Source organism: Litorilituus lipolyticus (genome assembly GCF_006439335.1).
Classification (GTDB): Bacteria; Pseudomonadota; Gammaproteobacteria; order Enterobacterales; family Alteromonadaceae; genus Colwellia; species Colwellia lipolytica.
Window position 1 is genome coordinate 39,301 of record NZ_SAWY01000020.1, and the last position, 15,624, is coordinate 54,924.

A 15,624-nucleotide genomic window follows, 5' to 3' on the forward strand; every position below is an offset into this window, starting at 1 on the left:
AAACTTGCAAAAACACTAGAACAGCCCATTGTTTTATCTCGTGATGAACACCCTGTATCACGCCAATTTATCAGTCCAAACGCATTAAAAGTGCTGTATCGCCTAAACAAAGGTGGCTACGATGCATATCTAGTCGGTGGTGGTGTACGAGATATTTTACTGGGTTTAAAACCTAAAGATTTTGATATTGCAACCAATGCCACACCAGAGCAAATTAAAGCACTATTTCGTAATTGTCGCTTAATTGGCAGACGTTTTCGTTTAGCCCATATTGTTTTTGGACGAGAAATTATTGAGGTAGCTACCTTTAGAGGGCACCACGACAGCGCGAGTGAAAAAGAAAAAAGCTGCAAAAAAACATCCAAGCAAAGTGAACATGGCATGCTGCTTAGGGATAATATCTACGGCAGCATAGAAGAAGATGCTGAACGCCGCGATTTCACTATTAACGCGCTATATTATTCAAGCAAAGATTTCAAAGTTTATGATTTTGCTGACGGTGTTAACGATGTTAAAAATAAAACCATACGTTTAATTGGTGATCCAGAAACACGTTATCGTGAAGATCCTGTTCGTATGCTTAGAGCCATTCGCTTTGCCACTAAGTTAGATATGTCCATTAGTGAAGAAACGCGTGCGCCCATTAAATCACTAGCTCCTTTAATGGCTAATATTCCGCCGGCAAGAATGTTTGAAGAGTTCTTAAAAATGTTTATTTCAGGTAAAGCGGTAGAAAACTACCAAGCATTACGTGAATATGATTTATTTAAGTTTTTCTTTCCTGGCGTTGAACAAGCCTTAAGAGAAGAAGAAAGCAATTATCCTTATATGCCTGCTTTTATCAATCTTGCGTTAAGCAATACTGATAAACGTATCAATAACGAACAAAGAGTGACTCCAGCCTTTTTATTTGCCGCTATGCTTTGGTACCCGCTACAACAACAGATTAAGCAAATAAAAATGCATAACTCATTAACTCCACAAGATGCTTTCTTTGCGGCATTAAATGAAGTCATGCCTGAGCAACAACGCGCTATTGCTATTCCAAAACGCTTTCAAGCTGTTATAAAAGATATCTGGATATTACAAGATAAGCTCAGCAGAAGAGAAGGAAAGCGTGCTTTTAAAACCTTTGAGCACCCTAAATTTAGAGCCGGTTACGATTTCTTATTGCTTAGAGCTGAAATTGAGTCTGGCAATGAAAAACTTACTGAACTCGCTAAATGGTGGACTGACTTTCAACAGGTTTCTGCTGAAGCAAGATTGCAAATGATCAAGTCGGTTAAAGGTCCGCAAAGTGGCAAGCGTCGTACGCCGAGAAAGCGCAGAAAACCAGCCGCTAAAGCAAATAGTACAGCCAATACTCAAGATAGCTAATAACGATTTATGACTACAGCATATATAGGCCTTGGCAGTAATTTATCTAACCCTAAAGCGCAAGTTAGACAAGCTGCTGCCGAAATAGCAAAAATTAAGCAAAGCAGCATTGTTTCAGCCTCTTCACTCTATTTGAGCAAGCCCATGGGTCCTCAAGATCAGAATGATTATATCAATGCAGTTTTGGCTTTAAAAACAGAATTAACAGCCATTGAATTACTCGACCAATTACAAGCAATTGAAAATGCAGCAGGCAGAGTAAGAAAAGATAATCGCTGGGGCGCTCGCATCCTTGACCTTGATATTATTTTATTTGGTGACGAGATCATTGAAAATTCACGACTCACTGTTCCTCATTATGGTATGACAGAACGCGAATTCGTGCTTTACCCACTTGCAGAAATAGCACCAGATTTAGTTCTACCTTCAGGTCAGCCATTGAAATTATTGCTTGATAACGTCAATAACAATGACATGTTAAAACAAGAAGCACTTTGTTTTTGATAATTCACCATTTTTCTTTTCTACATAATGCGCAGTAATGTTATTTATTAGGAATAAATAGGATAAACTAGTCTTAATACTATACTTAACGCTCAGCATAATGTGTGTTTGGTATAGCAAACATATTGATAAATTTCGGAAAAATTATGGCTAAAATTACCACCGCGAGTCTGCTTAAAATGAAGCAGCAAGGCGAAAAAATCTCAACAATTACTGCTTACGATGCCAGCTTTGCTAAATTATTTGATCAAGCCGGCATTCATGCCATCTTAATTGGTGATTCTCTGGGTATGGTGTTGCAAGGTCAAGACGACACTTTACCTGTGACTATTGAGGATATGGCTTATCATACTCAATGCGTTAAACGCGGCGTGACTGAAACATTAATTATCGCCGACATGCCTTTTATGAGTTATGCCAATAAAGAACAAGCACTAGAAAACGCCGCAAAACTAATGCGAGCAGGTGCCTCTATGGTGAAAATGGAAGGTGGTGCTTGGTTAAATGAAACCATTGCAGCGCTTGTTGAACGCGGTATTCCTGTGTGTGCTCACCTTGGTTTAACACCTCAATCAGTCAATGTTTTTGGTGGTTTTAAAGTACAAGGCCGAGACGCAGAAAAAGCACAACAAATGATAGATGATGCAAAAATGCTTGAAGCAGCAGGTGCACAATTATTAGTATTAGAGTGCATTCCAAGCGATTTAGGTAAGGCGATATCTGAAGCTGTTTCTATTCCAACTATTGGTATTGGCGCGGGTAAAGAGACAGACGGTCAAATCCTTGTTATGCATGATGCACTAGGTATATCTTGTAGCTATATGCCTAAGTTTTCTCGTAACTTCCTAAAAGACACTGGCGATATAAAAAAGGCCATTGAACTATATATCAGTGAAGTTTCATTAGGTAACTTCCCTGGCGAAGACCATATTTTCAAATAAATAATTAACTCATTATGATTACAGTTAGCGATATTTTACAATTGCGTCAACAAGTAAAAGCTTGGCGCCAAGAAGGCTTAACCATTGCGTTTGTGCCAACCATGGGAAATTTACATGAAGGGCATATTTCGTTAGTTGATGAAGCCCATAAACATGCTGATAAAGTCATTGCTAGTATTTTCATTAACCCTATGCAATTTGGTGCCAATGAAGATATAGATAATTACCCAAGAACCATGGAAAATGATCAGCAAAAACTCATTGCTGCAGGTACTGATTTATTATTTACCCCCACCCCTGAGATTATTTACCCTAAAGGTATTGCTAAGCAAAGTTTTGTTGAAGTACCTAATGTCTCAGAAGGTTACTGCGGTGAAAGTCGACCAGGACACTTTCGTGGGGTAGCAACGGTGGTATGTAAACTCTTCAACCTAGTACAACCCGATGTTGCCTGTTTTGGTTTAAAAGATTACCAGCAGGTGCAAGTCATACAAACCATGGTTGAAGACCTATCAATGCCGATTGACATCATTGCCGTACCGACAGTACGAGAAGCAAATGGTTTAGCGTTAAGTTCAAGAAATGGCTATTTAACCGCCGAAGAAAAGGCTGTTGCTCCTGCATTACAGCAAAACTTACAATGGTTAGCACAAGAGATTGAATATAGCCGTAAGAACAGTCCTGACCATAGCCCAGACTTTATTGGCTTAACCAAGAAGGCTTCAATGGCAATTGATGCAACAGGGATGAAAACAGACTACATTCATGTTTGTCATGCCCGAACCTTACAACCTGCCAGTGAAGATGATACAGAATTAGTCATTTTAGCCGCAGCTCATTGCGGTAAAGCTAGGCTTATTGATAATTTACAACTATTTCTTTAAGCATTTACCACTTTACAGAAATAGTCATGAAAAACGGATATAAAAAAAGAGCTTCATGATTATGAAGCTCTTTTTTTATATCAAATTTTAGATGAGCAATTAAAATAAAATAAAATAAGCATTTATCTTTGCTGAATCACTAGCTAGCTGCAGATAATAGCTGAGGTAAAAAGTTCTCACTTTCTTGAGCAAGTAAACATTGCTCTGCCAAAATATCATTCAATATAGCTTTACTTGTTAATGGGTTAGCTAAAACAACGCGAAAAACAATCACTTTCTCGCCATTATAACGAGCCACTTCAATGCGTGTACGAGAAACAAAAGAACGGCCATCTTCACGTTGACGCTTTTGAATAAATTTCGTTAACTTCCCTAGTAGTAAATTAATTGCTGATAGCGCTTCTGTATCATTATCAATACTAAATTTTGTCAGTAATTTTTGCACGACTTTAGGCGCATAACGATAGGTTAATAAGCATAATTCAGGTTTAGTGATCAGCTCAAAATCATCATGCTGATTAATTAAATCAGCAAAGTACTCTGCCTTTTCAATGGCTTGGTTTATCAACATCTCATAGCCAGGTCGGCTAATAATATGCAAACTTGAGTAAACTAGCATTGCCATACCCGGTCTTGAACCTTCTAAGGTATGACTACCTAAATCCTTCGAGCCTTTACGTAAAATATATTCTGCATGATGCTCAATAGCTGCAACCGATTCAGGATCTTTAAAAATGACTAAACCTGCCCCCATAGGCACATACATTTGTTTATGTGCGTCAATGGTTACAGAATCAGCTAACTCAATACCTTTAAGCAAAGGACGATACTTATTAGATAATAATGTTGCGCCCCCCCATGCCGCATCAACATGAAAATGACATTGATACTGCTGAGCGATTGCTGCCATCTGTTCGAGGGGATCGATATTACCGGTTTCAGTTGTACCAGCGACACCAACAATCGATAATACTTTAATATTCTCTTTCGCTAACTGCTGACATTTTTCAGCTAACTTTTTGCAATCGATTTTATTATTTTCATCAGTAGCTATAGCGATAACACTTTCTTGACCAATACCTAAAATATCGGCCGACTTTTTCAGTGAATAGTGTCCGCGTTCAGAAACGAGTATAGCTAAACCTTTATATCCATAGTGCTGTAAAGCAGCAAAAAGCCCTGAGCGAGACACACCTTTAAAGTCACCATCAGGTTTTAATAGCTTATTACGTGCAACCCATAGTGCGGTGATATTTGCCACAGTTCCACCTGAGCAAAAAGCGCCTAGCGAGTGCTTTGCGCTGTGCATCCACGCTTGATAAAACTCTTCATCTTGTTGATAGACTAAATTATGCATCATCCCCAGAACTTGACGCTCAAGGGGCGTAAACGCTTTAGACGTTTCAACCTTAACTAGGTTTTGATTTAGACCAATCATCAACTTAGATAATGGCAAAATAAATGAAGGTAATGCCGAGGTCATATGACCAATAAAGCTTGGACTAGACGTATGGACAGATTGTGCAACGAGCTTATCTAGTAAGTGATCCATATGATCAGAAACAAAAGCTGGTTGCTCTGGAATTTGGGCATCAATAAAGTCTTGTTCAATATCAGTTAAGGCATTTTTTGTGGCAACAATGTGATTACCTAAAAATCCAGCCAAATTTTGCGACATCTCTTGCTCAATTACCCCTAACGTTGAATCCGGGGCTTCAGCAATAGTAAATATGCGATGTAATGATTCTGGCGTTGCCTGTGCTGTACGCTTAGCTGCTCTCATAAATGTTCACTTTTCAACACGTAATGTGAAGGTATGACCTAAATTAATACTGAGTTGTTCTCGGTGTAAATCCATAACTCCATTTAAGAAAACACCCAAAGAAATAAGCACAGCACTTTAATAAAAAACAACGCAAAAGTCTCGCATTTTTACTGTTATTTATCGACTATTCATCAAAGTTATAGTGCATTTCTCTGCTTATTTGTATCAAAAAAGCTACATTTTTCTTAAAGCTATTCTTAACTAAGCTATTAACGATATTGAATATTCAGAAAAAAAGAGAAGTCATTGACCATTGTTAACGTGCTGTATATCCTTGCAGCTATCTTTGTAGATGGAAAACAAACTCATGCTAAAAACTATCACTGCTCTACTGTTATCACTCGCCATGCTGACTTCATTTAAAAGCTTTGCGGATACACCCTATATAGGCATTGACTATATTCTAGGTGATATTGATATCTCAAGTGAGAATGCCGAACCCAGTTTGACGGCAATCAGAGCAGGTGTCAGCAATAATAGAATAGCCTTTGAGGCACAATATTTAATTTCTAATAACAGCGATAATATTTACCGCATGGAGTTTGATTTAGAGAAGAGCGTAGGCTTATATACAGTACTACAATCTGAGACCATGAGCGGTTTTCGCTTTGATGTTTCCTTAGGCTACGCCATGAATGAGTTAACGGTATCAGGCCCAGAAAATACTTATAACAGTAAAGATGAATATAATGGTTTTGCCTGGGGAGTATCTATTCAACAAGAGCTGCCCTTCTTTGATAATACTCAAGTAAGGCTTGGCTACCAATCTCTCTATAAAGATAGTGATTTAGAGATAACCGGTATTTCTCTTGGCTTAACTTACCAGTTTTAAGCTTAATGTTAGCTAATATTTTTATTCAAATTTCCTAAGGCACATATCATGTTCAAACATATTAATTTTCCTCGCCAAAGCGCCCTTATCGCCTTATGTCTTTCAGGCTTTCTACTAACGGCTTGTGATACCGACAGCACAGATTCAGCTGAACTAGCACGGGCGGTAGAACTAGAACGCCTTCGAGCGACTGGCGAAATTATTGAAACAGTGACAATTCACGGTGGGCAAACTCGCTTAATAGAAAGTGAAACCCACCAATTAAGCGCTACAGGTGTTGACAGTAATGGTGACACAAGAGATGTTACCGATGAACTTGAATGGACGTCCAGTGATGAAACCATAGCAAAAGTAAACAGCAAAGGGCTTGTTACCGCCGTGGCTAATTCAACCGTTAATCAAGGGTTGGTCACCATTACCGGCACAACAATTAATGGTATGTTCAACGATACTGAATTATCGGTAAGTGATGTTGCTGCAAGCGCCATTGAGCTTAAGCAAAAATCACCTGAAACTGGTAATATTTTCACCTGTATTGATGCCAGTGTTGATAGCAATGTTACCTACGAAGATGGTTATATCTCTTTAAACACAGTACGCGGCATGAGTTTTTCTGTTGACGATATGACGACTGCTAAAATTGATGATAAAGGCAATATATTTACTTCAAGCGCAGAAATTGAAAATACCATAGTTACAGCATCTATTGGCGAAATATCTGATCAACTGAGCGTTACAGCAGATCCTAGCAGCTTAAATACCTTAGCGATTTTACGCAATGATGAAGAAATAAATCTCATTTCATTAGATGTAGGTGATCGTTTATCTTTTAATGCACAAGCCACGTTATTAAGCGAAGTATCCGAAGAGTCTTTTGATATTGATAATAGTGTTGCATGGCAGTCAGGTAATGCCACGGTATTTGGTATCACTGCAGACGGCGAAAATAAAGGGACTATTTTAGGTTTGAAACCTGGCATAACGACATTAAGCGCATTGTGTGGCGGTAAAAAAATTAGTGCTACTGTTAATGTTTCAGGTGAAGCGGATTTAGATGAGCTACAAATAAATGATGGTGAAGCCAATATTACTATCAGTAAAAATACCACTTTAGATTTAACTTTATTAGCTAAATATACCAGCGAAACCGCTTCATCACTTAATGTGACTGAGTTTACTCAGTGGTCACTTAATGGCAGTGAATTAGTTCACGCTGAATTAATTAAACAAGGTACAAGTAATAGTACATATCAACTCACAACTGCAAAAGATGTTACCGGAACTTTAATTGTTTCCGCAATATACGATGGCAATACCGTGAGCGTTATTATCACCATTGAATAAACCGTAACTTTGAAAGTAGTACCTTCGAGCACTACTCTCGAAGCAATGCCTTCAAAAACATGCCTGAACACGGCGTCATTCATTGAATAGCATTGGAAATAAAAAACCGCCTCTTGGGCGGTTTTTTATTAACTTCTTTATCTGTTAACCCATAGACACTTTGATATGTGGTCAATACTTAGACTTAGATCCACGCAGCGGCATAAATTAAACCTGCTTGCACAAGTAAAATAATAGCAAGAGCACTTTTTAATACTTTATGTTTAATAACAGTCATGGTTTCTCCTTAAACACGCTAATACTAATTAATTAAAAATTAGCGTAATTCACAATTAGTCTTCATTAATAACTAAATGGCTGCAATCACCATACCAAAACCATTAACCTATTGATTTATTGGTGTTTAATGAGGTTAATCAAAAAAGCCATTGCATCACTGCAATGGCTTTTTAGTCAGTATGAATAAATGTTAGTAAATTTAACTAGCTATTACATAAGTCATTAGTAGCTAGCCGCTTTAACCAATAACTGCCAACATTGTTGACCACTTGCCTGATATTTAGCCTCAAATGGTGTAATAGGTTCAGCATCATTAACTTCTGTTATCTCCCCGACTAAACCTGCTATATCAGCGGCTTCTTGAAACTCTTCCAAGTATAGTAACCAATTGCTACGAAGAATAATTTCTTCACCTAAAGTGATCAACACTGGAAAAACAGCACTGCCATGCCAGCGACGTTGTATATGCTTAGATTTAGGCCAAGGGTTGGGATACAAAATATAATGCTTGCTGATCGGCCAATTTGCCGCTTTTACTAAACGGTAAAAGTCATTTAAATCTGCCCTGATTAAGTAAAAATTATCACCGTCATAAGTATGCTCTACATTACGATTAATTCGATGTGCTGATTTATCAACTCCAATAACCAAGGCATCAGGATTACGCTTTGCAAGGAGGCGAGTACTTTGCCCTACACCACAGCAAGAGTCTAAAATAATCGGGCCATCAAAGGCTTGCACAATAGCATTTATTTCATCAAAGGCATCTTTAGTATGTGCCTGATACGGTTTCTGAAAAGGGTGAGTTAAATGTTTTTCAACAATTTCTTCCAGCTTTTCATGAATACCCTGCTGATTGGTGACAATGGCTTTAGAATCACCGGTATATTGCTCATTCATCTCGTTTACCCTACTAACTTCTTAATCCAATACCTTTACTGATCAGCACCATTGCCGTAACAAATAAAGTCACAATAAAAAAGCCAATTACAGCAAAGGCTGTCACTAAACTCACGTCAGATATACCTAAAAAGCCATACCTAAATGCATTAACCATATAAACAATAGGATTGGCTTGCGAAACACCTTGCCAAAACTCAGGTAGCAAACTGATTGAATAAAATACGCCACCTAAATACGTTAGCGGTGTTAGCACAAAGGTAGGAATAATCGAAATATCGTCAAAACTACCAGCAAAAATAGCATTAATTAATCCCCCCAAGGCAAAGGTTGCAGAGGTTAAACTCACTGTGGCAATAATGACCCAAATATTATGCACTTGAATATCGACAAAAAATAATGCAACAAAGGTTACGATTAGGCCGACTAAAATACCACGACACATACCGCCGCCAACATAGCCCGCAACGATAACCCAATTTGGTACTGGCGCTACTAACATTTCTTCAACATTTCGCTGCCATTTGGCACTAAAAAATGACGACGCGACATTTGAATAAGAGTTAGTGATAACACTCATCATAATAAGGCCAGGAACAATAAATGACATATAGTCAAAACCACCCATTTCACCAATACGCTTTCCAATTAGTGAGCCGAATATCACAAAATATAAACAAATGGTAATTGCTGGCGGAACTAAGGTTTGCACCCAAATTCGCATAAAGCGATGAACTTCTTTATGTAAAATACTTTTTAATGCAATGGTATTATTCATTTAAGCTTCTACCTTACTGTTTTCTTTTGTTTTATCAGCTTGATTAATTAAGCTGACAAAGAGTGCTTCTAATCGATTACTCTTATTTCGCATACTTTTTACCTCAACATCTTGTGATGATAGTTGTGCAAAAACCTGATTCAAACTCTGCTTTTTACTAATATCAATTTCTAGGGTGTGATCATCCAGTTGTCTCGAGACAACACCATCTAATGAAACTTGATGCTGAATCGGCGCCAAATCTAAAACAAAGGTTTCTGTATCGAGTTGTGCTAATAAACCTTTCATCGTGGTATTTTCAACAATTTCACCACCATCAATAATCGCGATATTGCGACACAGCATTTCTGCCTCTTCTAAATAGTGTGTGGTTAAAATTATGGTGATGCCTTCTTTATTCAGTACTTGTAAGAAGTCCCACATTGCTCGACGTATTTCAATATCAACACCTGCGGTCGGCTCATCAAGAATTAACATTTTTGGCTCGTGCATTAACGCTCGAGCAATCATTAAACGACGCTTCATTCCACCAGAAAGCGCTCTCGCTGGTTCATTACGCTTGTCCCATAACTCAAGTTGTTTTAGGTATTTTTCTGCACGGATTAATGCGGTTTTTCTATCTACGCCATAGTAACCCGCTTGATTTACCAAAATATTGGTCAACGGTTCAAATTGATTAAAGTTAAACTCTTGTGGCACTAAGCCAATATGACTTTTTGCCTCTTCCAAGGCGTTATCAATATCATGACCATATATTTTAACTTGCCCTTGTGTCTTATTTACCAAGGAGGTCATCACGCCAATGGTCGTTGATTTACCCGCGCCGTTAGGGCCGAGTAAAGCAAAAAAGTCACCCTGCTCAACTTTCAGTTCAATATTTTTTAACGCCTGAAAGCCACCTTTATAGGTTTTCTTTAAGCCGGTAATTTCTAATGCATAGGTCATAAATTGTCTCGATGCGATCAAAGTCTCTCAATGGTTACTCAATATGGTGATTAAACTATCAATTTCAATAGCCGCTCGTTGATATTTGTCACAACATTACACTTGCGCGTTAAAGTAAAGAGTCGCTTACTTGAAAGTTAAACAACAGTTATTCACCAGTCTATTCAAGCCACTCAACGCCTTTCCCTTGTCATGACATTGTATACAAATTATAGTGCTTACAAGATCTTGTCTAAAACATTCAGGCTTTTATTGTTAAAGCTACGATAGAGTAGTTAACATGAGAGCTTAAGGAAATTTAATGTCTAAACCTTTTTTCAAGCAATTCAACATTATCACAACTGTTGCATTAGCCATTTCGTTAAGTGCCTGTCAAAGCACATTAACTCAAGAAACAACTCAACAACAATCGGCTACTGCTTCACAGCAATTAACTCTAAATAGTATCTATAAAGAAAAAGCTTTTAAGTCAGAGCGTATTGGCCAGATTCGCTGGCTAAGCGATGGTAGTGGCTATTTAAGTGTAGAAAAAAGTGAGCAAGCAAAGGGTCAAGGTAAGAGTATTGTTCAATACGATCCAAAAACATTAGCTGCCACTATCTTAGTCAGTGCAGCTCAACTCACACCTACAGGAAAAGAGCATGCTTTAAGCATTGATGATTATCGTTTTTCAGATGATCGCAGCAAGGTACTTATTTATACCAATAGCAAAAAAGTTTGGCGTTCAAACAGTCGTGGCGATTACTGGTTGTTTGATATTAAGCAAAATAAATTAACACAATTAGGAGGTGAGCATGGCAACACCAGCCAGCTGATGTTTGCTAAATTTTCTCCTGACGCCCGCAATATTGCCTATGTGCTGCACAATAACCTTTACCTGCAAAATTTATCCACACTTGAAATTACTCAACTGACCAACACCGCGGGTAATGGCATAATCAACGGCTTATTTGATTGGGTCTATGAAGAAGAATTTCTGATCCGTGACGGCTTTCGCTGGAGCCCTGACGGCAAAAAAATTGCCTATTGGCAACTTGATACCAGTGGTAGTAAAGATTTTATTATGATTAATAATACCGATGCTTTATACCCAACACTAACTAAATTTCCTTACCCTAAAGTTGGTGAAACCAATGCTCTTGCTAACGTGGGGATTGTTGATATCAGCAGTAAAAAAACTACATGGAGTAAACTGCCTAATAACTCTCGCAACATGTATATTCCACGCATGAATTGGTCAGGTAATAGTGATGAAATTCTCATTCAACATGTCAATCGTAAACAAGATACCAATCACCTTTACTTAACCAATGCCACTACGGGTAAAGTTAATCTAGTGATGACTGAGCAAGAAGAAACTTTCCTTGATTTTTTTGATGATGCGCGCTGGCTAGATAACGGCAATAGCTTCATCTGGACCAGTGAACGCAGTGGTTGGCGACACCTTTATCGAATTACTAGAGACGGCTCATCAGTCATTAACCTAACTCAAGGTGACTTTGATATTACTAGTATTAAAGCCGTTGATGAAAAAAATGGCTGGTTATATTTTATCGCCTCGCCTGACAATGTCAGTCAGCGTTACTTATACCGCAGTAAACTTGATGGTTCTTTGTCTAACCAGCGTGTTACTCCTGAGCAACATCAAGGCTTTAACTACTATCAAATGGCAGATAACGGCAGTTGGGCGATACATTCGCATTCCAGCTTTAGCCAACCAACGACCAAATATTTGGTCAATATTGCACCTGATGCTGACAGCAAACATGTTAGCCAGCATACCCTTATGAAAAACAGTGCATTAACGGCTAAATTGGCGAAAATCGATTTAGCTCAAACAGAATTTTTTCAAGTTGAAGCACAAGACGGTGTGGTACTCGATGGCTATATCACAAGACCAGCCAACTTTGACGCCAGCAAAAAATACCCAATCATCTTCTACGTATACGGTGAAGCTTGGGGACAAACGGTACAAGATAAATGGCGTGGCAATGCCTTTATGTGGGATCAATTGTTAACCCAGCAAGGCTTTATTGTTGCTTCTATTGATAACCGCGGTACTCGCGCACCAAAAGGTCAAGCATGGCGTAAATCCATTTATGGTGGTGTAGGTATTTTATCTTCACGTGACCAAAGTGATGCACTAAAAGCCATGAGTAAACGCTGGTCTTACATTGATACAGACCGCGTTGCTATTTGGGGACACTCTGGTGGCGGCTCAATGACCTTAAACATGCTATTCAGATACCCTGAGCAATACCATGTAGGTATTTCATCAGCACCAGTAGCAGACCAGTTACTGTACGATACTATTTACCAAGAACGCTACTCAGGTTTACTAGAAGATCACGCAAAAGGTTACAAACAAGGCTCACCTATTACCCATGCAAAAAATTTACAAGGTGATTTATTACTAGTGCATGGTACCGGTGACGATAATGTCCATTATCAAGGTGCTGAACGGTTAATTAATGAATTGATTAAGCATAATAAGCAATTTGAATTTATGTCATATCCTAATCGCAGCCATAGTCTGCGAGAAGGTAAAGGCACAACCTTGCACTATAAAACCATGAAAACCAATTTCTTAAAAGAGCACTTATTAAACTAAGTTTTTCTTTAAAATTCACGATAGAACAGTGGGGCGAATTACGACTTTGCCCCACTAATGATCATAATAAATACTGCTGACAACATTGATATAGTTCATCAATGTTAATTGGCTTACCAATATGTTTTTCAAAGCCATGCTGTAAGTAATACTGAATATCACTCTCCATGACATTAGCAGTTAAAGCAATAATTGGAGTGTCAGGATAAAGTGGTTTAATAACCTTACAAGCTTCTACCCCGTCTAATATTGGCATTTGAATATCCATGAAAATAATATCAAAGTCATTATTTTCCATTAACTCAATGGCTTCTTGCCCATTGCTCGCAACCATAACTTGCGCTTTTGTTGGCTTAATCATAGTTTGAAAGATAACCTTATTAATGTTGTTATCTTCAGCTAATAATATTCTTTTTCCTTGAAGGTCAGGCACTTGTTTCGAATTCGATTTAAAATCATCATCATTCACCTCCACAGGTGAAAGAGGTAGCAACACTTTAAATGTAGAGCCTTTAGTTAACTCACTATCCACAATAATAAAACCATTCATTAAATCGACTAAACTATGTGTAATTGCCATACCTAAGCCCGTACCACCAAACTTTCGAGTGGTTGAGTTATCTGCTTGCTCAAAGCGATTAAATAATCGTTGTACTGCATCTTCTGACATTCCTACGCCAGTATCTTCAATATGAAAATACAGGTTTCCTTGTTCATTGGTATCAATGGAAATGGTTACACTACCTTGTTCTGTAAACTTAACCGCATTTGAACAAATATTGAGTAAAACTTGTTTCACTCTCACGGCGTCACCCAGCCAACCATTTTGATAACGTTCCCCCTTAATCACTTTCAATGCGATAGATTTTTCATCCGCTTCGATTTTTAAAGCAGCGTATACCGCATCAACAATAAGATTTAAGTTAAAGGGCGCCTGCTCTAAATCAAGCTTTCCCGCCTCTATTTTCGAGAAGTCTAAAATATCATTAATAATGGTTAGCAGTGTCTTTGAAGAATACATTGCTTTATTTAACAAATCATTTGCTTCAACGGTTTGTTGCATTTGCTTTAACAATTGCAACGTGCCTAAAACCCCATTCATGGGTGTTCTTATTTCATGGCTCATATTCGCCAAGAACAAAGATTTGGATTTATTTGCTTCTTCAGCAAGTTGTTTGGCTTGTTCGACTTCTTGTTTTTGGTTAGAAAGGGCTTCGTTTTGCTCTTGTAACTGCTCATTGTTATAGGCTAATTCTTTAACCTGTTCTTTCACTATGCGCTTTAAACGTTTATTAAACCGCACTTGTACGATGAAATAAGCAATAAATAGCAGCATTAAAATCATGACAAAATAGGCAAATCGATTATTTAGTTCAAATTGTTTGGGGGCATAGTCCTCTAGTAATAATCCCTCAACGTTTGATTCAGCAGGCGCCATTTTCAAATCTTTATAGGTTTGAGCAATACGTTCAAAACGTGCAGGAAAAACGTTACCTATAGGCACAAATGTCGCCTTGATTAAACTTTCAGTAATTCTGGCTTCTTCCAATAGCCTATCTTTCGATTTATTTACATGATATTTATTAATAATGAGTTCGACGATTTCTTTTTGATGCTCTAAGGCATATAACCAACCTTGACGGGTCGCTTCTACAAAACGTTGTACGCTTTCAATATCCTGCTTAATTCTTTTTTCAGTTGTGAATAGTAAGTCGCCATAAAAGTCTATTCCATAGCTCGCGGGATCAATAAGGTTTACGGCGAGGTTTTTTTGCTGATAACTAAAGGGTTGATCGGAACGATAAGCAGCCATCACTTCAGCCGTTCCTTCCGTTAATGCCCAATCGTTGAAGTTATGTGGCACAAACTCATACTTACCTTCATAGACACCGAACATTTGCAGTAATGCCTGTAACGACGCATCATCGACACTTCGTTGAAACATGATTTTTTTGCTATGCAAATCATAAGGACTTGTAATATCTAAATTTTTCAATGACATAAATACGAGAGGGCTAGTTTGAAAAACTGTACTGGCAATAACAACAGGTGCACCATTCAAACGTTGCATAACAATAGAAGAGTCTGCTATGCCAAAGTCAGCTCTGCCTTCTAACACATCGTTTATAGCACTAGTATTTATATCCCTTTCTCTTATTTCTACCTCAAACCCAGCATCCTTATAAAAGCCTTTCTCCTTCGCGGCATAAAAACCAGCAAACTGAAATTGATGAAACCATTTCAACTGCAATACAACTTTCTCTTGTGAAAACACAAAGGGAGAGAAAAATAACAAGGCCAATATAAGTTTTTGCATGTATAAAAAAGCTCCTTAGATAGTATTGTTAGCTTAGCTTATTTTAGACTTAATGGTATCGACCTTACTCACTGATTGTGCAGTAAA

12 protein-coding genes are annotated in these 15,624 nt (G+C 38.0%); 7 read left to right on the forward strand and 5 right to left on the reverse strand.

What is annotated here, in order from left to right; all coding sequences use genetic code 11:
• The first annotated feature begins 27 nt into the window (after nt 1–27).
• The 4 genes from pcnB (at nt 28) to panC (ending at nt 3,706) form a co-directional block, all read left to right on the forward strand.
• Nucleotides 28–1,377, forward strand: a complete 1,350-nt coding sequence (gene pcnB, locus EPA86_RS09535; protein WP_281284874.1) for a polynucleotide adenylyltransferase PcnB — start codon at nt 28–30, stop codon at nt 1,375–1,377.
• 9 nt (nt 1,378–1,386) lie between these two features.
• Nucleotides 1,387–1,881 carry a 2-amino-4-hydroxy-6-hydroxymethyldihydropteridine diphosphokinase gene (folK, locus tag EPA86_RS09540; protein ID WP_140603218.1) on the forward strand — a complete coding sequence of 165 codons (495 nt, stop codon included), beginning with the start codon at nt 1,387–1,389 and terminating at the stop codon, nt 1,879–1,881.
• A gap of 146 nt (nt 1,882–2,027) precedes the next feature.
• Nucleotides 2,028–2,822 carry a 3-methyl-2-oxobutanoate hydroxymethyltransferase gene (gene panB, locus EPA86_RS09545; RefSeq protein ID WP_140603219.1) on the forward strand — a complete coding sequence of 265 codons (795 nt, stop codon included), beginning with the start codon at nt 2,028–2,030 and terminating at the stop codon, nt 2,820–2,822.
• 14 nt (nt 2,823–2,836) lie between these two features.
• The gene (panC, locus tag EPA86_RS09550; RefSeq protein ID WP_140603220.1) at nt 2,837–3,706 is read left to right on the forward strand and encodes a pantoate--beta-alanine ligase; all 870 of its coding nucleotides are present in this window, start codon (nt 2,837–2,839) and stop codon (nt 3,704–3,706) included.
• 139 nt (nt 3,707–3,845) lie between these two features.
• Here the strand turns inward: panC and panP are convergent, their stop codons facing one another.
• Nucleotides 3,846–5,489: a pyridoxal-dependent aspartate 1-decarboxylase PanP gene (gene panP / locus EPA86_RS09555; protein ID WP_140603221.1), complete on the reverse strand. Its 1,644-nt coding sequence runs from the start codon at nt 5,487–5,489 to the stop codon at nt 3,846–3,848.
• A gap of 349 nt (nt 5,490–5,838) precedes the next feature.
• On the opposite strand from panP, the gene EPA86_RS09560 reads away from it, so the two are divergent.
• Together EPA86_RS09560 and EPA86_RS09565 are read left to right on the forward strand one after the other, a co-directional pair.
• Nucleotides 5,839–6,363, forward strand: a complete 525-nt coding sequence (locus EPA86_RS09560) for an outer membrane beta-barrel protein (protein ID WP_170309619.1) — start codon at nt 5,839–5,841, stop codon at nt 6,361–6,363.
• 48 nt (nt 6,364–6,411) lie between these two features.
• A complete protein-coding gene (locus tag EPA86_RS09565) occupies nt 6,412–7,707 on the forward strand; it encodes an Ig-like domain-containing protein (RefSeq protein WP_140603223.1) in 1,296 nt (431 codons plus the stop codon).
• 501 nt (nt 7,708–8,208) lie between these two features.
• On the opposite strand, the gene trmB is transcribed toward EPA86_RS09565, so the two are convergent.
• From trmB to EPA86_RS09580, 3 genes are read right to left on the reverse strand one after another with little or no spacing between them, the layout of a single operon-like run.
• Nucleotides 8,209–8,886, reverse strand: coding sequence for a tRNA (guanine(46)-N(7))-methyltransferase TrmB (trmB, locus tag EPA86_RS09570; protein WP_140603224.1), 678 nt, complete (start codon nt 8,884–8,886; stop codon nt 8,209–8,211).
• A gap of 13 nt (nt 8,887–8,899) precedes the next feature.
• Entirely contained in the window at nt 8,900–9,664 is a 765-nt protein-coding gene (locus EPA86_RS09575; RefSeq protein WP_140603225.1) for an ABC transporter permease, read from the reverse strand.
• Nucleotides 9,665–10,609: an ABC transporter ATP-binding protein gene (locus EPA86_RS09580; RefSeq protein WP_140603226.1), complete on the reverse strand. Its 945-nt coding sequence runs from the start codon at nt 10,607–10,609 to the stop codon at nt 9,665–9,667.
• Nucleotides 10,610–10,910: 301 nt separating this feature from the next.
• Between EPA86_RS09580 and EPA86_RS09585 the strand changes: the two genes are divergently transcribed.
• Complete coding sequence (locus EPA86_RS09585) at nt 10,911–13,220, forward strand: S9 family peptidase (RefSeq protein WP_140603227.1); 2,310 nt, start codon at nt 10,911–10,913, stop codon at nt 13,218–13,220.
• Between the two features lie 61 nt (nt 13,221–13,281).
• Here the strand turns inward: EPA86_RS09585 and EPA86_RS09590 are convergent, their stop codons facing one another.
• Nucleotides 13,282–15,537: an ABC transporter substrate-binding protein gene (locus EPA86_RS09590; RefSeq protein WP_140603228.1), complete on the reverse strand. Its 2,256-nt coding sequence runs from the start codon at nt 15,535–15,537 to the stop codon at nt 13,282–13,284.
• Nucleotides 15,538–15,624: the final 87 nt, after the last annotated feature.